The organism is Bacteroides timonensis, from assembly GCF_000513195.1.
Classification (GTDB): Bacteria; Bacteroidota; Bacteroidia; order Bacteroidales; family Bacteroidaceae; genus Bacteroides; species Bacteroides timonensis.
Genome location: NZ_CBVI010000146.1, coordinates 1 through 20432 on the forward strand (window position 1 = coordinate 1; position 20432 = coordinate 20432).

Here is a 20432-nt window from a genome sequence, read left to right on the forward strand (position 1 = left end):
TGTACTGACAAAGATACAAAAACAATAAGGGAAAGCCAAGTTTTCCACCAACTATGTTTCAATTTTTATTATTGATTTATGATGAACAAGAAAGGGGTGTTAATGCTTAACAAAAGCCTTGATTTATTTGTTTCAAATGCATTTTATGCCTACCTTGCAGTCTCTTAGGAAAAGGTTCTTAAGAATAAATTATTTTTTAAATAAACACACAGATGAAAATAACCCTTGTCAGAGAAGAAAAAGAGAGTGGGAGAGAAGCCGTCAGCACCTGCGAGGCAGATGTATTATTGGAACGGATAAAGACAGAAACTAAAGCAGCACACGTCACTGCACTACGAACCATGCTACTATATACCACCCTTGATGCTCGTGGTCACTACGAGCACATTGATAAGTTGCCACGCATTTATCCGGCTGTAGAATATGGAAGAAGCCGCGATGGAGGCAGAAAGCTGAAGCGCTACAACGGCATAGTAATGCTCGAAGTAAATGGCCTGGCCGGATTGTCAGAAGTGGAACTAGTGAAAGAGCAGGCAAGATTATTACCGCAAACTTGGGCAGCTATTACCGGAAGCAGCGGACGGAGCGTAAAGATATGGGTGAAATTCGTGCTTCCCGACGGAAACCTCCCTGTAAAAGAGGAGAATATCACTCTCTTTCATGCCTGCGCTTATCGCATGGCCGTGCAGTGCTATCAACCCATACTGCCGTTTTCCATAACCTTGAAAGAACCTAACCCCGCACAAAGCTGCCGCATGACGCTGGACACTGACCCTTATTTCAATCCTGACGCCATAGCTTTCTGCCAGGAGCAGCCGTTCAGCATGCCCGGTGAACAGACTTTCCACCAACGGAAATTGGCGGAAAAGAATCCGTTGCTGAGACTGAAACCCGGATTTGAGACATCAGAAACCTTCACCATATTGTTTGAAACAACCCTCGGCAAGGCATTGGATGAAATGCAGAACTGGAAGCGGGGAGATACCTTGCATCCGCTGCTGGTGTGCCTGGCCGAAAATTGCTTCAAAGCAGGGATACCGGAAGAAGAAACCGTACGTCAGGTTATGATACACTATTACAGACAGGCAGACGAACAGGATGTCAGGATAACCATCCACAATCTGTATCGTGAATGCAAGGGATTCGGCAAGAAATCAGCCCTGACACCGGAACAAAAAATCTCACTGCAATTGGAAGAATTCATGGGACGTAGATATGAATTCCGTTTTAATACCGTCAGCAATGATCTGGAATTTCGCCAGAAGGATTCCATTCACTTCTACTTCCAACCCGTTGACCAACGGGCACGGAACAGCATATCAATGGATGCCCTGCAAGAAGGCATCAAAGTGTGGGACCGGGATGTAAACCGCTATCTGGCGTCCAACCGTGTGCCACTATACAATCCGGTAGAAGATTATCTGTGCAGCGTAGGGCGTTGGGACGGTAAAGATCGTATTCATGCGCTTGCCGACTTCGTACCTTGCAATAACCCACACTGGCGGCAACTTTTCTACCGTTGGTTTCTGAACATGGTGGCTCACTGGCGGGGACTCAACAAGCAGTATGCCAACAGCACATCGCCTCTTTTAGTCGGTGCTCAAGGTTTTCGAAAATCAACCTACTGCCGGATCATTCTTCCGCCCGAACTTCGTTTCGGCTATACGGACAGCCTGGATTTCAGAAATAAGCGGGATGCCGAAATGTATCTGGGGCGTTTTATGCTGATCAACATTGATGAGTTTGACCAGGTCAGCATGAATCAGCAAGGTTTTCTAAAACATCTATTACAGAAGCCTGTAGCCAATCTGCGCAAACCTTATGGCAGCAGTATCCAGGAGATGCGGCGTTATGCTTCATTCATAGGTACCAGTAACCAGAAAGATTTGCTGACCGATCCGAGTGGTAGCCGCCGTTTTATCTGTATCGAGGTAACGGCACCCATCAATACAAACGTTACCATCAACTACCGTCAACTGTATGCACAAGCAATGGAGGCTATCACGAAAGGAGAACGTTACTGGTTTGATGACACAGACGAAGCAATTCTGAAGGAATCTAACCGGGAATTCGAACAAATCAGTCCGCTGGAGCAACTTTTCCATTGTCATTTTCGTTCACCGGAAGAAGGAGAGACGGGAGAACAATTGTCCGCCATGCAGATTATTGAATATCTACAAGAGAAGAATAAGGCTATTAATCTGTCTCAAAGCAGTATAACTACATTTGGACGTATTTTGAAAAGAAACCAGATTCAGTCCAAACGAACTAAGAAAGGGATGATATACGAAGTGATAAAGTTGTGATTTCAGTAAAATTGTGGTGTAGGGAGGTGGGTTTCCTACACCTTCCTACATACTTTCCTACATCATATATCAACCTGTAAATTAACGACTTAATCGTTTCGGTGTATGATGTAGGTTCCTTTTAGAAAATAGTGTTATGAGAATTTTCTCTTTATTCTGCTCCCCGTAATATGAATGTTGTGGCTCCGATAGTAACGATGGCCCCGTCTTCAATACGGATACGGTCTTTATCTCCCAGTATTTCATTATTCAGAAAAGTTCCGGTCAGACTGGGGGCATCTTGCAGAGTATAAACAAGTTTGCCTTGCTTATTTCGCTTCACATTAATAATGCAGTGACGACGATCCATACTCATGTCCGACGTTTCAATAGGAGTATTGATATTGGTTCCCACACAGCGACGACCAATTATATTGTCACCTTCCTGCAAAGGAAGCACTTGTTTGAAACCAAACACATTCTCAATCACCGTAATACTGCCAAAAGCATCTTTAAATTCTTCTTCATCAGGGCGTTCTTCCTTTTGCGGAGCACGCATCTTTGTCTTTCCCAGGCGAATACTAAACTGCTTGCCACAATGCTCACAAACGAAGACCAATGACTGACCTTCGCTGTATTTTGTTTCATCGAACAAAAGATAATTCTCACATTTAGGACAACGGATACGCTTCATAAGATTCAAAAATTAAGAATTAAAAGACGGGATTATTACCTTATAACTTTATCACCCTACCACTTATGCCATCACTTCTTCAGCACCCAAGCATTTTTGTACATCTCATTTTGGCGAATTCTTGCCAAAGCCTGATAAGCTTCCACTTCTGTTCCGCAAGATTCAATGCTGACACGCATTTTGCCGTCTCCAACAATCGCTTTTGCAGTGGAGAAGCCTTTTGCAACCAGCTGGGCTGCCATTGCTTCTGCATCTTGTTCTGTGCCCACGCTAGCAATGATAATATGATAAGGTCTTTTAGGAGTGACAACGGACTGTTTAGCAGCAATAGGTTGCGCATTTTGTTTAGGAGCCTCAGAAGTTACAACTGCTTTAGAAGTTTCAGCCTTAGCTTGAGCTTCTGTGGATACAGCCGGTGTTTTACCAACTTTGACTTCTCTAACCGCGACAGGGGCTACCACTTTCTTTTGTGTCCCTTTTTGCTTGTTAGCTGATTTGCGGGTGGGAGTATTCTGCTTTACAACAATCGGTGTAATAGCCAAAGATTGCTTTTCTATTTTCTCAAACAGCTCATCCGGTAATAGCTTTGCATAATTTTCTTCCACCACTTCCGTATTCTCTATCGGAGTGGAAAAGAAGAAAGAAAGCACAATTGCAGCTACCACTGCGGCAGCATTAGTCAGATATGCACGGTTAAATTTGATGGAGAAAGTACGTTTTTCCTTTTTGATAGCGGTAGGCACTGAATAAGCGGCAACGTTCTCGGTCGACGGTTTTTCCAAAGCAGACAATTCCTGCATCTCAAATGCATCCAGCCCATATAAAAAAGGAGTTGTGATCTTATTGTCATAAGGTGCGAAGTCGAAGGTGTTATGAATAGTGTAACGTACTTCGCCAACATTCAGCAAATCAACCTTACCGTCTTCGTGCAACGTGGCTATTAATTCGTCCACTTTACGTTCTACCATCTTGGTAGCATCCGAGAAATTGGTTCCATACACAGACATATAAGACTGTACCAGCAAACCGTCATTCATCTTCAATTGCGGATTAAAGCCGATAATACGGGTAGGGGGCAGGAATATATTTTCTTCTTTCACTCTTGTAGCCGAAGCGTAATGAGCAACAAATCCTCCCAAACCCGGAACAATGACGCAGTCATTTTCCAATAACAAAGCTTCTATATGTTGTGCCAATTCAATCATGCTGCAAAAGTAACGCAAATCTCGGATATAAGCCAGTTTCAGGGCATTTTTCTTTCAACAAATTATAAACAGCGTTTATTCATAAGAGAATGAGTAAGCCAACTTAATTCTTGCAATTAAATTGGCTTACTTTATTATCCATGCGTTTTTATTCTAAAATTATTCTTGCCAGCTACTTCCATGTATTGATAACTTTTCCCATTTCATATTTATATAAAAGTATACAGTGATATTGGGTGAAAATTTCATATTATTCCGTTTTTATAAACTTGTGAGTAAAATTTCCTTCTTTAGCATGAATAACCATCAAATAAACTCCTGAGGGTAAATCTGAAATATCAATTTCATTTTTTTCCATTACAAACTTTAATCAAACTTCCTTCTATTTTGAAGATTTCTACTTTATTAATATCAAGAGCTGTCTTAATCTTCATTAGTCCGGTTGACAGTCTTTCAATATTAGGTTGTTTTATATTATAATCTTTTAATCATTGGTGTATCTAGGCTTTCCGCCATAGCTAACCTGCGAAGTGCATATATTTGATAAAACGCTCAAGAAACAATGAACAAATTATAGACAACCTAACAATAAACCCGCCTAACCAACGTTTATTGACTATAAAACTATTACTTTTGCGATAGTCAAATTAATAAAAGATAAGATACTACGATGAAAATAAAAACGCTGATACCAGTTTTCTCACTATTACTACTGATGTCGTGTAAAACAACGACTAATAATATCACTTATTTTCAGGATTTAGATAATCTGGCTGCAAATTCCGGCGATAGTATTAACTATGCTCCCAAAATTGTACCTGATGATGAACTGTCTATTAGTGTTTCGGGAGTAGATCCTAATGCAGTAGCTGTTTTTAATATGCCGTTATCCAGCTATCTGACACCCGGGGAAACCAGCGTTAATATTACTCCGGCTCTACATACTTACCTGGTCGATTCTCAAGGAAATATAGACTTTCCCGTACTTGGCAAAATATCTGTAGGGGGAATGACGCGAAGCGAGTTAACGGATCTGATAACAAAAAAACTGGCTACCTATGTGAAAGACCCGATTGTCACTATCCAAATTCGTAATTTTAAGGTTTCAGTATTAGGAGAAGTAACAAAGCCAGGAACAGTCAGCGTCCCCAATGAACGTTTGTCCGTTCTGGATGCTATCGGTATGGCAGGCGATCTGACAATTTACGGCAATCGAAAGAATGTTTTGTTAATACGTGATAATGGAGGTAAAAAAGAATATCACCGCTTTGACCTTACATCCATCGAATCTCTGAATTCACCCTATTACTATTTACAGCAAAATGATGTGCTTTACGTAGAACCCAACAAGGCCCGAAAAGGAAATGCCAAGTATAGCCAAAGCCAGCAATTCAACATCTCGTTAGCTTCCACGGTTATCAGTGCCATTTCAGTTCTGGCATCATTGGCAATTGCATTATTAGTAAAATAAAATACGATATTATGTCCCTACAAAATACTCAGTCGAATGATATCCGGAAACTGAAAGAAGTTGTTGATTTCTATCTGAAAAGATGGAAAATATTCTTAATCAGCCTTATAGTATGCATGGGTATCACCATATTATATATTTTTATCACTAAACCTGTTTATCAGATAACAGCCAATATTCTGGTAGCGGAAAAGGAGACCAGCCCAATGAGTCAGATGCAATCAATGGTAAAGGGCTTTTCTTTAAGTGACGTAGTAGGCGGAGGCACAAGCATTCACAATGAGATGGAATTGATTCGTTCTTTCTCTATGTTTCGCCGAGTGGTAAAGGATTTACAACTCAATGAGGAGTATAGTACCGCCTCATGGTTGTTCTCAAATCCTTATTATACAAACAGTCCTGTAATTGTGACGCCTCTAAATGATATTGCAGATACCCTGACTACCACTCTGAAATTCAAAATACAAGGTTCCTGTAAAAGCATGAAAGTAAAAATGTCCAAAGGCCTTAAAAAACTATATGAGCAGACTTCATCACTACCTTTTATCTTGAAAACGTCATATGGAGATTTCAGGATAGATACTACCCGATATTATAATCCTCAAAAAGAAATCAGCGTAAAGGTTTCCATTACTAGCTATGACTATGCTGCTGAAATGTTGCAAAAAAAGGTAGAGGTAGATATGGCTACTAAAAAAGCAGACATTATAAATATGCAGATGAAAGAAATGAATATCAAAAAGGGGAAAGATATTCTGAATAAATTGATAGCTTCATACAATACATCAGATAAAGAACGCAGGAATGTTCTGGCAGGCGGTATGGAGCTTTTTCTGGATGAACGGATTAATGTTATTTCAAAAGAACTGATAGAAATTGAAAAAGAAGTGGAAGCATACAAAAAAGAAAATTCACTGACTGATATTGAGGCGGAAGCTAAAATAATATTGGATAAAAGTACAGACTTTAAAGAAAGGCTGATTGAAGCAGAAACTCAATATACCGTCATAGAATTGGTGGAGCAGTTTTTACTGAGACCTGAAAATCGCTTCTCATTGGTTCCGTTAAATATAGGTCTCAGTGACCGTACAGTATTGGAAGGACTCCAAAAATATAATGAAGCATTATTGGAACGTCTGAAACTATTAAAAACCACTCAAGGAAATACACCAACCCTCGATATTATGAACGAACAGATAGATGCCATGCACGATAATATGCTGGCAACTATCCGGAGTTTGAAATCTGGGTTTAGCCATGCCAAAGAAAACCTACAGGAGCAAGGCGATTATTTCATGGCACGCATTAAGGGCATGCCTACACAAGAACGTGAATTTGTCAATATCAAGCGCCAGCAAATGATTAAGCAAGAGCTATTTGTCTTCTTGTTACAGAAGAAAGAAGAAAATGCTTTATCTATGGCTGTTACTACACCTAAAGCTGAAATTGTAGACAAAGCTTATAGTCTGAGTAAACCTGTCAGTCCCCGTCCGTTAAAGTTGTTAGCTTTTGCCATGGGGATAGCTATTATGGGAGCCGGCTGCTACGTTAAAGTGAAATACTGAAGATAAATTGGAAGCATTGCAAAAAGAACAGATAGAATTATGCCCGGGGGACTTTGTTCTTCCGGTCTCTTTCTTATTGTCCATGTCTCTTTTGGGTTTGGAATTTCCTTTTGCATATATATTGGTCTTTATTATCTTATATTTTTCGTGGACTATCAACAAATACGACTTCCTGTTGCAGAGCACTCTTCTATTTGGAGTATACGGCTTCTATGATGAGAACCTGACTTTCCCTTTTAAACTACATGATTTATTGTTTATAGTCTATTTTGCAGGTTTCTTTATTTATTGGAAGGATAAAAATATCAGGAGATTGCTGATACCGGTTTCTATTTATATCCTATTCTTGTTTTTTGTGGCCATGTTGAGTGATGAATTTTTGATGATACAGGCCAGAAGGTTAAGATTGTATATGCACATCCTGTATTTTCTTTTTCCGCTTCTGGTGTTCAGAAAGCAGGATTTTGACATCAAGTTATTTTTCAACAAATTGTTTATCTACGTATTGATTATCAGCTGTTTCTATATTATAGATTCGTTGGTAGTGAGCAATCATATCTTAGTACCACGCACAACATGGGGCGATTTGACTTATTCAACTTTGGACATTGATTTGTTTGGTGGTTTTCTCAGGAAATATCCTCCGGGAATGTATTTTATAGCACTTTTGCTATTTCCAATGCTTTACTTCTTTAGGACTTCCGCAAAATACATTCTAATAATGACATTAGGACTCGTTTGTACAAAAACATTCAGTGTCATAGGAGGAGTCTTGATAACCATCTTCTGTTTTTATGGTACATGGAAGAAGAAAATCATATATTTGATAATCGGATTTGTGATGCTGGCCGCCGGATATGTATTAGATGGACAAATGAACGGAGCATTACGTGTTCAACATCTGGTAGGTCAGTTTACTTCCTTTGCATCTTATCGCTCTGTAGAAGACGCTATGAGTGACATGGACAATCTGGCTGAATTCGGTTCTGACAGAGGTGCACAGATCATTCCTAAAATAGAATTACTCACTTCCACACAGAAACTGATGTTTGGGTTCGGATTTCTTCATGATGACTTGACAACCAATGATAAATATATTATCCATAATGAATTCTATTCTGACCAGTCAGCTGCCGAAGAAGTTGCAGCCTTAGTTGAAGTTACCCAGGTTCAGACTATACTCGACACGGGACTTGTTGGTTTCGTAATACAACATTTATTCTATATTGCAATCTATTTTCTTATTAGGAAATATAAATATAGCAATTGGTATCTTGTAACCCTCGTTTGTATCTCTATTTTCGGAATTGGAGGATTTGCCGGTTTAAACCTTCCTCATGGGCTCTTATTATTAGGATTGGCTCTGGGATGTGTTTTGCTGGCAAATAAAGATATGCTAAATCCTATGCCATCTGTTCATGAAAGCCAAGATAGAATCATATAAAAGTGGAGCTATATATTCCGCAGGATTAAGCGTTGTAGTAAAATTCATCGCTTTTTTCCAGAACTTCCTGATAGCTTATTATCTGGGAGCCGGGACAGGGACGGATATCTATTTTTATATGTTTGGAGGCATGATAGCTGCTTGTGAAATTCTTCAAAGCATCACTTCTTCCATATTGATTCCCCGCTCCATGTTATTAAGGAATCAAGACTCATTTCATACTGAGAACGCATATTTGAATGCTTTTTTATATACCATTCTCTCAATAGCAACTATCATTATAGGCATTATACTGATAAATGGAAAAGAATGCCTGTTATTTCTCTCCAATTTTTCGGCACAGGATATTGATATACATTTGCCGTTATTATATATTTTACTGCCTGCCTCCATACCTTATATTATCAATGTTGTATATGTAGAAGTACTGGCATCTTATAAGTATTTTGTTTTTCCACAAATCATCACTGTAATCAATAATATATTCATTATTCTTTTTATAGTCTTATTTCATGCCTCACTCGGCGTTTTTTCATTGGCGGTTGGATTTGGTATTGCAACTATAATAAATTTCTTATGGTTGGTCATTTTTATAAAACGTAATCTTTCATGGAGTTATTCAAGTTTTTCATTTACACACCTGAAAGATAGTTTCAGCGATATATGTGTCAAGCTTGTAAATGATTCAACAATGGCATTCACAACTATGTTTCCGATGTACCTTCTTTCCATGTTCTATCCGGGAACTATTACAGTGATAACTTATGCCAACAAGCTATTACAAGCACCGATGATTTTGTTGGTTCAGCTTTTTGCCGTTTTACAAATAAAACTGAGTGAGTTGTATTCCAAACACCTCGGACGGGAAATGAAGCGTACTTATATGGAAATCGGAGGGAAGTCAATACTTTTAAGTTTGATTGGTGCTATTTTCTTTTTTATTCTTCGCAGACCTATTGTAGAAATATGCTTTGGCAATGGAGCCATGACACCCGAAAATATTGAAGTATTTATTGAAGTATTGGGCATACTTATTATCAGTATTCCATTTTCTATTATCACCGCCGTATCAACACGCATGTTATTCGTCATGCGTAAAATAAAAACATATACGGTTTTGATGATCCCCTGCAATATTATTACGTGCGCTTTGTACTATTGGCTAATTGAACAAAAAGGCGTGAACGGTTATGCTGTGGCAGATGTTTCGATGGAAGTGGTTAAATCAGTAGTGCTATTGGGATGTACTCTTTTGCTACTGAGAAAAATAAAATGCAAATATGAAAATTAGTATTATTACACCGGTATATAACAGGGAAGACTGTATTAGTAGATGTATAGAGAGTGTAGCAGCTCAGTCTGAAGGGGTAGAACACTGGATTATAAACGATGGTTCCACCGATGCTACATTATCTATAGTACAGCAATTTGCCGATAAGTATCCGCATATTCATTTATTAACATACGAATGCAATGCCGGAGTAGGAGCAGCACGAAATGCCGCCATACAAAAATGCACTGGAGACTACATCCTTTTTCTGGATAGCGATGACTATCTTGCAGAAAATGCGATTGCTTTTATCCGAACAACTATAAAAGAATCTCCCTCTTATCTTCATTATTTGTTTGCGACAAATGGACGTATGCCTTTTTATGAAACCTATCACCTATTAGAGCAAAAACAAACTGTACTAACCTATTTTGACTGGTTAAGAGGCAAGGTTGGTGGTGATTTTGTACATGTTATGAATCGTGGTATGTTGCAAAAATTCCCTTTTAATGAAGAATTACGAATTTATGAAGAAACTAATTTTCTAAAACTGCACCGCTATTCAAAAGAGCAGTTATTCACTTACCAAATTATAGTCTATACGGAACTGAACAGACAAGATTCTGTATCTTTACAGTATAGGTTAAACAATTCACGCGCTATACGTTTGGAATACATAGCATTGCAAACCATTATATATGATTTTTATGATGATTATGTAGCTGCCGGAGCATTAGCGCAAATCCATGAACGCATCAGGAAATATCGTTTTCTGGCAATAGCTGTCAATGATTATAGAGATGACGAATTGATGCCAAAGAATCAGTTATTACAAGTTTTCAAAACACTAAAGCTGGGGTCTTTGATGCGTATGTTTATTATTATTCATTCTCATATAAAATATATGCTTAAGAAATGAGAATCTTGCATCTGATATATTCATTAAATGTAGGCGGTGCTGAACGCATGGTGATTACTCTCGCTAATTATCAAGTGCAAAGTAATCAGGTAGGACTATGCATTATTAACAATCTATATGCTCAAAAGTTATTGAACGAATTAGACAGTAGAATACAAGTGTTCCATATCAATCGCAAAAAAGCAAGTCGTAATATTCTGGATGTATTTCAATTGAACAGGTATGTCTTTAAGTTCCATCCGGATATACTTCATATCCATGATTCGGATGCTATTCTTTATATACCCATTCGCTCTTTTTACCATACGATATTGACTATTCATGCAATGGATTTGCCATTAAAAGGGTACAAGCTTTATAATCAGACAGTGGCAATTTCCAAAGCTGTGGCCGATAATACTGAAAATCGAGGACTTTGTAGGCCGGAAGTAATATATAATGGAATTTTAACTTCTGCAATCCGACGAACAAAGAAGAATATCCCCAATGCTGAACAAAATTTTCGCATTGTACAAGTAGGCAGATTGGAACATGGTATTAAAGGACAACATTTAATATTAAAAGCTTTACATAGATTATCTTCTTCTCGTATTAGTATAGATTTTATTGGGGATGGCAGTTCTTACAACTATCTGAAAGAAGTAACCCGGCAGCTCAAACTGGAGAAACAGGTAAACTTTCTAGGTAATTGTGATATAGAATGGATATATCATCATTTGTGTGATTATCACTTATTAGTTCAACCATCAATAAGTGAAGGGTTTGGACTTACTATTGCTGAAGGTATGGCTGCGGGAATCCCTGTACTCGTATCTGATCTGCCCGCTCCTTTAGAAATAATAGACAAAGGTAAACAAGGTTATTATTTCAGGCATAACGATGTGGATGATCTCTGTCGGATGTTTCGTTATATAATTAAGCATTATGAAGAAGCTCTGCAACTTTCTGATAAGGCACAGACATTTGTAACAGTCAATTTTGATTCCAACCTGATAGCCCAACAATATATCAATTTATACAATGAAAAGATTAAAGATACTTATAGTCAGTAAATTCTTATATGCACGTGGAGGAGCGGAAGTTTATGCCATGAATTTGGGAGAAATGCTGCAAAAGCAAGGGCATGAAGTGTGTTTCTTTTCAATGCATCATCCACAGAACATCCATGTAAATGAGGATAAATATTTCGCAAAAGAGGTATCTTTCTTTCAACCATCAATTAGTGGAAAAATCAATGCAGCTTTACGTATCTTCGGAACTGGCATAAGACGAAATTACGAGAAACTGTTAGATACTTTCCAGCCAGACATTGTTCACCTAAATAACATACATTCTTATCTTTCACCTATAGTTGCTAAACTTGCACACGCAAGAGGAATAAAAGTTATTTGGACTGTACATGACTACAAATTGGTATGCCCCTCATATGCTTGTTTGTATAAAGGAAGGCCATGCGAAGTATGCTTCGTAAATAAATCTAAAGTTATGCTTCGTAAATGTATGAAAGATAGTTTTACTGCCAGCACCCTTGCATGGGGGGAAGCCGTATATTGGAATAAAAAAAAATTATCGCGATGGACAGATGCTTTTATTTGTCCCAGTAATTTTATGATGCAAAAGATGATACAAGGAGGGTATCCGGAAAATAAACTTCACACAATTAGCAACTTTATTAGTGACGAGAAGTCAGAGTTTATATCAAAAATACCTGTGATGGAGAAAGAAATGGCTTATGCATATATAGGCCGCCTTTCGATTGAAAAAGGCATAGAGGATTTATTGAAAGCTGCTGTTCGATTACCTTACAAACTATATATTGCAGGAAGGGGACCATTAGAGAGAGTTTTCAAAAAAAGGTATACTTCTGCTAACATCATATTCCTAGGACATGTAAATGCAAAAGAGATAGTTATCTTATTAAAAAAGGTTCAGTTTTCTATCATCCCTTCCATTTGTTATGAAAATAACCCTCTTGGAGTTATTGAATCATTATGCTGTGGAACCCCTGTTCTTGGTAGAAACATCGGAGGAATTCCTGAATTATTAAAAACAAATATTTGTAATAGCCTATTTAATGATAGCAATGATTTAGAATCTTCCATAGTAAAAATGTTCACATTGCATTCAGAAATAGAAAGAAAAGAGTTATCTACAGTTGCATATAACTATTTCTCTGCTGAACAATATTATCAAAAATGGTTAGAAATAGTCCAAAAAATTTCTTCTTAAGAAAGTTATTTAATTGTGACTACTAGATCTTTAATAATTTATTAAAAGCAATAATTTCAAATGAAAATATATGTTTTTGGTACACGCGGTTTTCCAGGAATACAAGGAGGAGTAGAAAAACATTGTGAACAATTGTACACTAATCTTCCTAAAGACATTCAAGTAACTATATTTAGAAGAAAACCCTATGTAACTCAAAATTCAACATACTCTCACGTTACTTTTATAGACTTACCCTCTACAAAGATAAAAGGTGTGGAAGCATTAGTACATTCCTTTTTATGTAGTATAATATGTCTAATAAGACGTCCAGACATAGTACATATCCACAATATAGGTCCGGGATGTTTCATTCCGTTACTTCGGTTATTTGGTTTAAAAGTTATCTTAACCTATCATAGCGCTAACTATGAACATAAGAAATGGGGATGGCTATCTAAACAATTTTTAAAATTATCAGAAATAGCAGCTTTGTCTTTTGCTAACAAAATAATTTTCGTTAATCACTTCCAGCTGAAAAAACAAAAGGAAAAACGACAAACGAAATGTATCTATATTCCAAATGGTGTATCTGGCTTTGCACGAGTAGACAACATACAATGTCTTACTCAATTAGGCATAAAACCTGAAAAATATATTCTTAATGTAGGACGAATTACACCAGAAAAAGGATTGGAAACATTAATTGATGCTTTCTTATTATCAGGCATCGAAAAGAGTGGCTTTCAATTAGTGATAGTAGGAGGAGTAGAAAGTGAAACGAACTACTTTCATATGTTACAAACTAAAAGTAAAAATAAAGAAATAATATTTACCGGGAGTTTGAACAAAAAGTACTTGCAAGAACTATATAGTCACACAAGACTATTTATCCTTTCATCATATAATGAAGGTTTTCCATTGGCCATGCTTGAAGCAATGCAAACAGGATGCGATATTCTTCTGAGTAGAATTTCTGCAACTCTAATTATACCATTAAATGAAAATTATTACTTTGAGAAAGGAAATGTAGCAGAATTAGCTGAAAAAATAAAAAGAAAGATAAGTGAACCACAGTATATACATTCGTATCCAATTGAGAGTTACAATTGGAATAAGATACAAGAAGCTACTGTTGCAGTATATAAATCCTTATTTGCAAAACAATATAATTGATAGATGATCGTTATATATTTTAAGAATTCTGTATTTTAAGAATGAATATACAATCTTCAATATATACTTTTCCGTTGAAACGGAAAAGTAACCGTATACTCAAACGAACACTTGACATAGTGTTATCATTGATAGTCTTGACTACGATATATCCAGTGGCATATATCATCATCGGGTGTTGCATCAAAATAAAGATGCCGGGTAAGATTATATTTACTCAAAAGCGCAACGGCTTATATGGGAAGGTATTTACATGTTATAAGTTTCGCTCCATGCTGCCCAATGGTGAAGCCGATACACAACAAGCCTACAATGAAGATCCACGTATTACTCCATTAGGACATTTCCTGCGTATCACCAGTCTTGATGAGTTACCACAATTCTGGAATGTGCTTAAAGGAGACATGTCCGTAGTTGGTCCACGTCCTCATATGCTGATACATACCGAGCAATATTGTGATATCATTCCTGAATACAATAAAAGACTTATAGTGAAGCCGGGTATCACGGGATGGGCACAGATACACAACCTGCGCGGTGAAACGGAGAAGCTGGATAAAATGAAGAAAAGAGTAGAATATGATATATGGTATATCGAACATTGGTCGTTCTCGTTAGACCTGAAAATCATGTTCAACACAGTGAAAATTATATTCCGATAAAATCATGCGTATAACCTGCCACATACTTACAATCCTGTTTTGTTTTTCTGCTTCGTCAGTAATGATAGCGCAAAGCGGACTGAAGCATCAAAACATTTCATCTTTCGTTGAATATGGAGCATCTGTCCATACCGGTGACAACACTCCTTTGTGGCAGGTCAGCAATCAACATGGATTATCCTCTATTGACAATAATACTTATCTAAGAGGTGGGGCTTTTTATACAGATACAATCCGCCAGTGGAGGTTGGAAGGAGGACTGGACATGGCGGTTGCATCCGGTTTTACATCCACTTTTATATTACAACAGGCTTATGCTGACATACGATATAAATGGTTGGGGATATTCATTGGTAGTAAAGAGATTGACTCACCTTTATTAAATCAGCAATTGAGTAGTGGCGGATTAACCTGGTCGGGCAATGCAAGACCCATTCCGCAAGTATGGATAGGACTCCCCGAATATGTGCAAGTATTACCACGCCTCGCTTTAAAAGCAGAAATGTCGTACGGATGGTTTACTGATAATAAATATCAGAGAAAGCAGGTAGGAGAGGATTATTGGTATACTAAAAGCATCAAATATCACCATAAAAGCGGATTCCTACGCATTGGAATTCCACAGGGTAAGTGGCAACTGGATCTGGGTATGAGTCTGGATGTACAGTTTGGCGGTTATAAAAGTGCCGGAATGGATGCAGGAGATTTGGGAAACAGTTGGAAAGATTATTTCAAGGTATTTATTCCCAGTCGTGGAGATGACAGTAGTCCTGAAGGAGAACAAATAGCCTATCAAGGTAATTTTATGGGTAGCGAACATATCCGGATGACTTATCGTCATGAAGATTTTTCTATCAGCGCTTATCTGGAGAATTATTACGATGATTTCAGTGGAATGGGAAAACTCAACGGATTTGATGGGTTATGGGGGATCGAATACAAATCGAACCATAAACAGGCTATCAACGGTTTTGTACTGGAATACTATCAGACTACTAACCAGAGCGGTCCAATGCATGGAGTGGATTTCACCGTAGTAGAGAAAACGGGAGGTGCCGACGATTATTATAACAACGAGTGGTATCCCGGCTGGGTACACTGGGGAATGACTATGGCTAACCCATTGATCGCTTCTCCCATTTATAACAAAGACGGTGACATGAGTTTCAAATACAACCGCATCCGAGCCTTACATTTAGGTTGGAGCGGAGACATCAGCAACGAATGGACATACCTCGCAAAACTATCATATAATAAAACTTGGGGAACTCCTTTCAAACCTATACCCAATATATTAGAAAATTTTTCTACTTTTGCATCAGTTTTCTATTCTCCCCGAAAATGGAAGGGATGGCAGTTCAATGCTTCCGTTGCTTTCGACATAGGAGAGATATATGGCGACAATCTGGGTTGCCAACTGAAAGTACGAAAGAAATTCTAAAAAGATGAATTATATACAAACGGAAATTGATGGTGTATGGCTGATTGAGCCGAAGGTAATTCGTGATGAACGGGGCTATTTTATGGAAGCCTTTAAAGAAGAGGAATTCAAAATGCATATCGGTGATGTGCATTTTATTCAGGACAATGAATCGAAGTCTTCTTTCGGTGTATTACGTGGATTACATTATCAGAAAGGAGAATATTGTCAGTCCAAACTGGTACGTGTTATAAAAGGAAAAGTACTGGATGTGGCAGTGGATTTGCGCCAATCATCACCAACTTTCGGTAAATATGTCTCTGCAGAACTGAGTGAGGAAAATCAACGGCAATTTTTCATTCCTCGTGGATTCGCACATGGTTTCCTTGTCCTGAGTGAGGAAGCTATCTTTATTTATAAAGTAGACAATGCGTATACCCCACAAGCAGAAGCATCCATTCGTTTCAATGATGAAACCATAGGAATTGAGTGGCCTATAGCAGAAGAACAACTTTTATTATCTCCTAAAGATAAAACAGCTCCATCCTTCCGGGATGCGACATATTTTGAATAAAGAGTATGAAGATAGCCATCGTCGGTACAGGATATGTCGGTTTAGTGACCGGAACCTGTTTTGCAGAAATCGGTGTCAGCGTTATTTGCGTAGACACGAACAGTGAAAAAATTGAAGCACTGAAAAAAGGTGTTATTCCTATCTATGAAAGTGGTCTGGAAGAAATGGTGAACCGAAATGTAAAAGCCGGTCGCCTACATTTCACTACTTCATTGGAAAGCTGCCTGAATGAGGTAGACGTTGTTTTCAGTGCCGTTGGTACGCCTCCTGACGAAGATGGAAGTGCTGACCTCAGTTATGTGCTTGAAGTTGCCCGTACCATTGGTAGAAACATGCAGAAGTACATATTGGTAGTCACAAAGAGTACGGTTCCTGTAGGTACTGCAAAGAAAGTACGTGCCGCTATCCAGGAGGAACTGGATAAACGGGGTGTTAGTATTCAATTTGATGTAGCCTCTAATCCCGAATTCCTGAAAGAAGGAAATGCTATCAATGATTTTATGAGCCCGGACCGTGTAGTAGTGGGAGTGGAGTCCGAACGTGCTAAGAAATTGATGAGTAAGCTTTATAAACCATTCTTGCTGAACAATTTCCGTGTAATATTTATGGATATCCCGTCTGCTGAAATGACGAAGTATGCAGCTAACTCAATGCTGGCTACCCGTATTAGTTTTATGAATGATATCGCTAATCTTTGTGAACTGGTAGGGGCAGATGTCAATATGGTACGCAGTGGCATCGGTTCGGATACCCGAATCGGGCGTAAGTTCCTTTATCCGGGTATTGGTTATGGTGGTTCGTGCTTTCCAAAAGATGTAAAAGCACTCATCAAAACCGCTGAACAAAATGGCTATCAGATGCGTGTGCTCCATGCCGTAGAAGAAGTCAATGAACTACAGAAAAGCATTCTTTTCGACAAACTTTGCAAGCACTTCAACAACGAACTGAAAGGTAAGACAATTGCCTTATGGGGACTGGCTTTCAAACCGGAGACGGATGATATGCGCGAAGCCCCTTCATTGGTGTTAATAGACAAACTGCTGAAAGCCGGATGCAAAGTGAGGGCTTACGACTCCGCTGCAATGGACGAATGTCGCCGTCGGATAGGTGAGAGCATTTATTATGCCAAAGATATGTATGATGCTGTACTTGATGCTGATGCTTTGATGCTGGTTACCGAATGGAAAGAATTCCGTTTACCATCGTGGGCAGTTATCAAGAAAACCATGGAGAAACCTGTGGTGTTGGACGGGCGTAATATCTATGACAAGAAAGAGATGGAAGAGCAAGGATTTACCTATCATTGCATCGGACATTAAAAATATAAAACAGAGAGAGTTATGATAAAGTGGGGTACTATTTCTATGGTGCTCGTTGTTGTACTTGTATCATCCTGTAGCAGTACTAAAAATGGGGAAAATTCCGACAGGGAAGACTTAACCGCTAAAGAATTGCTGCAAGGTGTCTGGCTGGACAATGAGACGGATATGCCGTTAATGCGTATTAGCGGTGATACGATCTATTATGCTGACCCACAAAATGCGCCTGTTTACTTCAAGGTACTTCGTGATACGATTTATTTACGCGGAAATACTCTTACGGCTTATAAAATAGACCGTCAAACGGAATATAGTTTTTGGTTTCATTCTCTATCTGATGATATCGTAAAGCTATATAAGTCCGATAATCCGGAAGACACGCTGGCATTCTCCACTCAGGAAGTGGAAGTTATCCCCAGCACTTCAGAAGTAGTCAAAAAAGATAGTGTGGTTATGTATAAAGGAACGCGTTATCGGGGCTATGTCTATATCAATCCTTCTAAGATGAAAGTAATAAAAACAGTATATTCTGATGAAGGTATAGGTGTGGACAATGTATACTATGACAACGTGATACATATCTGTGTATATGAAGGCAAGAACTTACTGTATGGCAAGGATATTACTAAAAAAGTTTTCGCAACTATTTTCCCGGAGGAAGTATTAAATCAGACCATTCTTTCCGACATGAATTTTATAAGTGTGGATGGAAAAGGCTATCATTATGAAGCCATGCTCCGTATTCCGGAAAGTTCCGTTTATCATCTCGTAAGCCTGACTATCGGTCCTGATAAGCAATTACATATAAAAATGGTGGAGTAAAACTCCACCATCAAACAATATATATTAAAGAAATCCTTCTCTTATTTGTTGCTTTTTCCTGAAGGATTAGCACTTTTTCTCGGAGCATTACCTCTTCCTTTTGAAGCATCTCCTTTCTTCGGAGCATTTCCACTACCTTTATTGGTATTTCGTCCTTTAGCACGGAAGTTACGTTTGCCCCTTCCGTCATAACTACGTGGTTTGTATTCGGGTGACTCGCCTAATTCTTCAGGTACAGGTATTTTATAAATATCTCTTTCCAGGAAATTCTCAATTTGCTTGAAGTTACTTTGTTCCTTTTCATTTACAAAGGTTAGAGCAACACCATCGTTATTAGCACGCGCCGTACGACCAATACGATGGACATAGTCTTCACTGTCATGCGGAACATCATAGTTAATCACAAGACGAATATCATCAATGTCAATACCACGAGCCACGATGTCTGTGGCAACCAAAATGTTTATACGACCTGCCTTAAACTCATGCATTACTTCTTCACGCTGTGCCTGTTCCAGGTCAGAATGCATTTCGCCTACATTCAGCTTCATCATTTTCAAGGCCTTTGTTACTTCCTTTACTTTCAACTTGGACGATGCGAAGATAATGACACGTTCCGGTGTTTGTTCAGCAAAGAGACTGCGAATTATACCCAACTTCTGATTTTCATAGCAAACATAGGCTGCTTGCACAATTTTATCAGCAGGGCGTGAAACGGCAAGTTTGACTTCAGCGGGATTATTGAGAATGGTGTTGGCAAGTTGTTGTATTTTTGCAGGCATGGTAGCAGAGAACATGATGGTTTGGCGTTCTTTAGGCAAATACTTCACAATCTGCATGATGTCATCGAAGAAACCCATATCGAGCATACGGTCGGCTTCGTCAAGAATGAAATAGGAAACACGGGAGAGATCTACATATCCCAAACTCAGATGAGCTAACAAACGTCCCGGAGTAGCTATAACAACATCGGCTCCCAACATTAGCCCCTTCTTTTGTTGTTCAAAGAGTATCCCATCGTTACCACCATAAACTGCCACACTGCTGACAGGCATGAAGTAGGAAAAACCTTCCATCTGCTGATCTATTTGTTGCGCCAATTCTCGTGTGGAGACATAACAATACAGTTTATAGCATCTTCAGGATGTCCACCTTCGGAAAGTTTATTCAGTACAGGCAACAGATAGGCGGCCGTCTTACCGGTTCCAGTCTGTGCCACGGCTATTAAATCTCTGCCTTCAAGTATAACGGGAATGGATTTCTCTTGTATAGGTGTGCACTCATCGAAGCGCATGGCTTCCAGTGCATCAAGCACCTGATCATTCAGTTGTAGTTCGGAAAACTTCATGTTTCTTTTTATTTAGTCGCAAAGATAGGAAATAAAGTGATTACCACAAA

General features: G+C 38.6%; 17 protein-coding genes and 1 pseudogene. 14 read left to right on the forward strand and 4 right to left on the reverse strand.

From position 1 onward, the window contains the following. The first annotated feature begins 212 nt into the window (after positions 1-212). On the forward strand, positions 213-2306 hold the full coding sequence (locus BN161_RS25030; RefSeq protein ID WP_044271463.1) for a BT4734/BF3469 family protein: 2094 nt from the start codon (positions 213-215) through the stop codon (positions 2304-2306). Between the two features lie 151 nt (positions 2307-2457). Here BN161_RS25030 and BN161_RS25035 read toward each other — a convergent pair whose 3' ends face one another. The 3 genes from BN161_RS25035 to BN161_RS31115 form a co-directional block, all read right to left on the reverse strand. Then, entirely contained in the window at positions 2458-2979 is a 522-nt protein-coding gene (locus tag BN161_RS25035; protein ID WP_044271466.1) for an FHA domain-containing protein, read from the reverse strand. Between the two features lie 71 nt (positions 2980-3050). Then, complete coding sequence (locus BN161_RS25040; RefSeq protein ID WP_044271525.1) at positions 3051-4184, reverse strand: HU domain-containing protein; 1134 nt, start codon at positions 4182-4184, stop codon at positions 3051-3053. A 250-nt stretch (positions 4185-4434) separates the two neighbouring features. Then, a complete protein-coding gene (locus BN161_RS31115; protein ID WP_074435189.1) occupies positions 4435-4542 on the reverse strand; it encodes a T9SS type A sorting domain-containing protein in 108 nt (35 codons plus the stop codon). A 312-nt stretch (positions 4543-4854) separates the two neighbouring features. On the opposite strand from BN161_RS31115, the gene BN161_RS25045 reads away from it, so the two are divergent. The 13 genes from BN161_RS25045 to BN161_RS25105 all read left to right on the forward strand — a co-directional run bounded on the left by BN161_RS25045 (position 4855) and on the right by BN161_RS25105 (position 19034). After that, positions 4855-5655: a polysaccharide biosynthesis/export family protein gene (locus BN161_RS25045; protein ID WP_044271469.1), complete on the forward strand. Its 801-nt coding sequence runs from the start codon at positions 4855-4857 to the stop codon at positions 5653-5655. Between the two features lie 11 nt (positions 5656-5666). Next, positions 5667-7220, forward strand: coding sequence for a GumC family protein (locus BN161_RS25050; protein ID WP_044271472.1), 1554 nt, complete (start codon positions 5667-5669; stop codon positions 7218-7220). A gap of 721 nt (positions 7221-7941) precedes the next feature. Then, positions 7942-8664: a hypothetical protein gene (locus BN161_RS30755; RefSeq protein ID WP_244436621.1), complete on the forward strand. Its 723-nt coding sequence runs from the start codon at positions 7942-7944 to the stop codon at positions 8662-8664. Next, positions 8639-9955 (forward strand): lipid II flippase MurJ, encoded by a 1317-nt coding sequence (locus BN161_RS25060; RefSeq protein ID WP_044271474.1) that lies wholly within the window; start codon positions 8639-8641, stop codon positions 9953-9955. Before BN161_RS30755 ends, BN161_RS25060 begins: the two co-directional genes overlap by 26 nt. Next, positions 9945-10853: a glycosyltransferase family 2 protein gene (locus tag BN161_RS25065; RefSeq protein WP_044271476.1), complete on the forward strand. Its 909-nt coding sequence runs from the start codon at positions 9945-9947 to the stop codon at positions 10851-10853. Before BN161_RS25060 ends, BN161_RS25065 begins: the two co-directional genes overlap by 11 nt. Beyond that, positions 10850-11905, forward strand: a complete 1056-nt coding sequence (locus BN161_RS25070) for a glycosyltransferase family 4 protein (RefSeq protein ID WP_007218503.1) — start codon at positions 10850-10852, stop codon at positions 11903-11905. The genes BN161_RS25065 and BN161_RS25070 overlap by 4 nt, the downstream gene beginning before the upstream one ends. Beyond that, positions 11874-13082: a glycosyltransferase gene (locus tag BN161_RS25075; RefSeq protein ID WP_044271479.1), complete on the forward strand. Its 1209-nt coding sequence runs from the start codon at positions 11874-11876 to the stop codon at positions 13080-13082. The genes BN161_RS25070 and BN161_RS25075 overlap by 32 nt, the downstream gene beginning before the upstream one ends. A gap of 60 nt (positions 13083-13142) precedes the next feature. After that, positions 13143-14237 (forward strand): glycosyltransferase family 4 protein, encoded by a 1095-nt coding sequence (locus tag BN161_RS25080; RefSeq protein ID WP_044271481.1) that lies wholly within the window; start codon positions 13143-13145, stop codon positions 14235-14237. 41 nt (positions 14238-14278) lie between these two features. Then, entirely contained in the window at positions 14279-14899 is a 621-nt protein-coding gene (locus BN161_RS25085) for a sugar transferase (RefSeq protein WP_074435190.1), read from the forward strand. 61 nt (positions 14900-14960) lie between these two features. Next, positions 14961-16340, forward strand: coding sequence for a capsule assembly Wzi family protein (locus tag BN161_RS25090; protein ID WP_394332317.1), 1380 nt, complete (start codon positions 14961-14963; stop codon positions 16338-16340). Positions 16341-16344: 4 nt separating this feature from the next. Then, positions 16345-16893, forward strand: a complete 549-nt coding sequence (gene rfbC, locus BN161_RS25095) for a dTDP-4-dehydrorhamnose 3,5-epimerase (protein WP_044271486.1) — start codon at positions 16345-16347, stop codon at positions 16891-16893. Positions 16894-16898: 5 nt separating this feature from the next. Beyond that, positions 16899-18212 (forward strand): UDP-glucose dehydrogenase family protein, encoded by a 1314-nt coding sequence (locus BN161_RS25100; protein WP_007214156.1) that lies wholly within the window; start codon positions 16899-16901, stop codon positions 18210-18212. 21 nt (positions 18213-18233) lie between these two features. Further along, on the forward strand, positions 18234-19034 hold the full coding sequence (locus BN161_RS25105) for a DUF4738 domain-containing protein (RefSeq protein WP_044271489.1): 801 nt from the start codon (positions 18234-18236) through the stop codon (positions 19032-19034). A 41-nt stretch (positions 19035-19075) separates the two neighbouring features. Here the strand turns inward: BN161_RS25105 and BN161_RS25110 are convergent. Further along, positions 19076-20382, reverse strand: a pseudogene (locus tag BN161_RS25110) (DEAD/DEAH box helicase). Positions 20383-20432 lie beyond the last annotated feature (50 nt).

Excerpts from the sequence above, each read along its gene's own strand:
- BN161_RS25105 (WP_044271489.1), top strand. The coding sequence starts at position 18,234 with ATGATAAAGTGGGGTACTATTTCTATGGTGCTCGTTGTTGTACTTGTA.
- BN161_RS25060 (WP_044271474.1), top strand. The coding sequence starts at position 8,639 with ATGAAAGCCAAGATAGAATCATATAAAAGTGGAGCTATATATTCCGCA.
- BN161_RS25085 (WP_074435190.1), top strand. The coding sequence starts at position 14,279 with ATGAATATACAATCTTCAATATATACTTTTCCGTTGAAACGGAAAAGT.
- BN161_RS31115 (WP_074435189.1), bottom strand. The coding sequence starts at position 4,542 with ATGGAAAAAAATGAAATTGATATTTCAGATTTACCCTCAGGAGTTTAT.
- BN161_RS25065 (WP_044271476.1), top strand. The coding sequence starts at position 9,945 with ATGAAAATTAGTATTATTACACCGGTATATAACAGGGAAGACTGTATT.
- BN161_RS25080 (WP_044271481.1), top strand. The coding sequence starts at position 13,143 with ATGAAAATATATGTTTTTGGTACACGCGGTTTTCCAGGAATACAAGGA.
- BN161_RS25030 (WP_044271463.1), top strand. The coding sequence starts at position 213 with ATGAAAATAACCCTTGTCAGAGAAGAAAAAGAGAGTGGGAGAGAAGCC.
- BN161_RS30755 (WP_244436621.1), top strand. The coding sequence starts at position 7,942 with ATGACATTAGGACTCGTTTGTACAAAAACATTCAGTGTCATAGGAGGA.
- BN161_RS25075 (WP_044271479.1), top strand. The coding sequence starts at position 11,874 with ATGAAAAGATTAAAGATACTTATAGTCAGTAAATTCTTATATGCACGT.
- BN161_RS25035 (WP_044271466.1), bottom strand. The coding sequence starts at position 2,979 with ATGAAGCGTATCCGTTGTCCTAAATGTGAGAATTATCTTTTGTTCGAT.
- rfbC (WP_044271486.1), top strand. The coding sequence starts at position 16,345 with ATGAATTATATACAAACGGAAATTGATGGTGTATGGCTGATTGAGCCG.
- BN161_RS25070 (WP_007218503.1), top strand. The coding sequence starts at position 10,850 with ATGAGAATCTTGCATCTGATATATTCATTAAATGTAGGCGGTGCTGAA.
- BN161_RS25045 (WP_044271469.1), top strand. The coding sequence starts at position 4,855 with ATGAAAATAAAAACGCTGATACCAGTTTTCTCACTATTACTACTGATG.
- BN161_RS25050 (WP_044271472.1), top strand. The coding sequence starts at position 5,667 with ATGTCCCTACAAAATACTCAGTCGAATGATATCCGGAAACTGAAAGAA.
- BN161_RS25090 (WP_394332317.1), top strand. The coding sequence starts at position 14,961 with ATGATAGCGCAAAGCGGACTGAAGCATCAAAACATTTCATCTTTCGTT.
- BN161_RS25100 (WP_007214156.1), top strand. The coding sequence starts at position 16,899 with ATGAAGATAGCCATCGTCGGTACAGGATATGTCGGTTTAGTGACCGGA.
- BN161_RS25040 (WP_044271525.1), bottom strand. The coding sequence starts at position 4,184 with ATGATTGAATTGGCACAACATATAGAAGCTTTGTTATTGGAAAATGAC.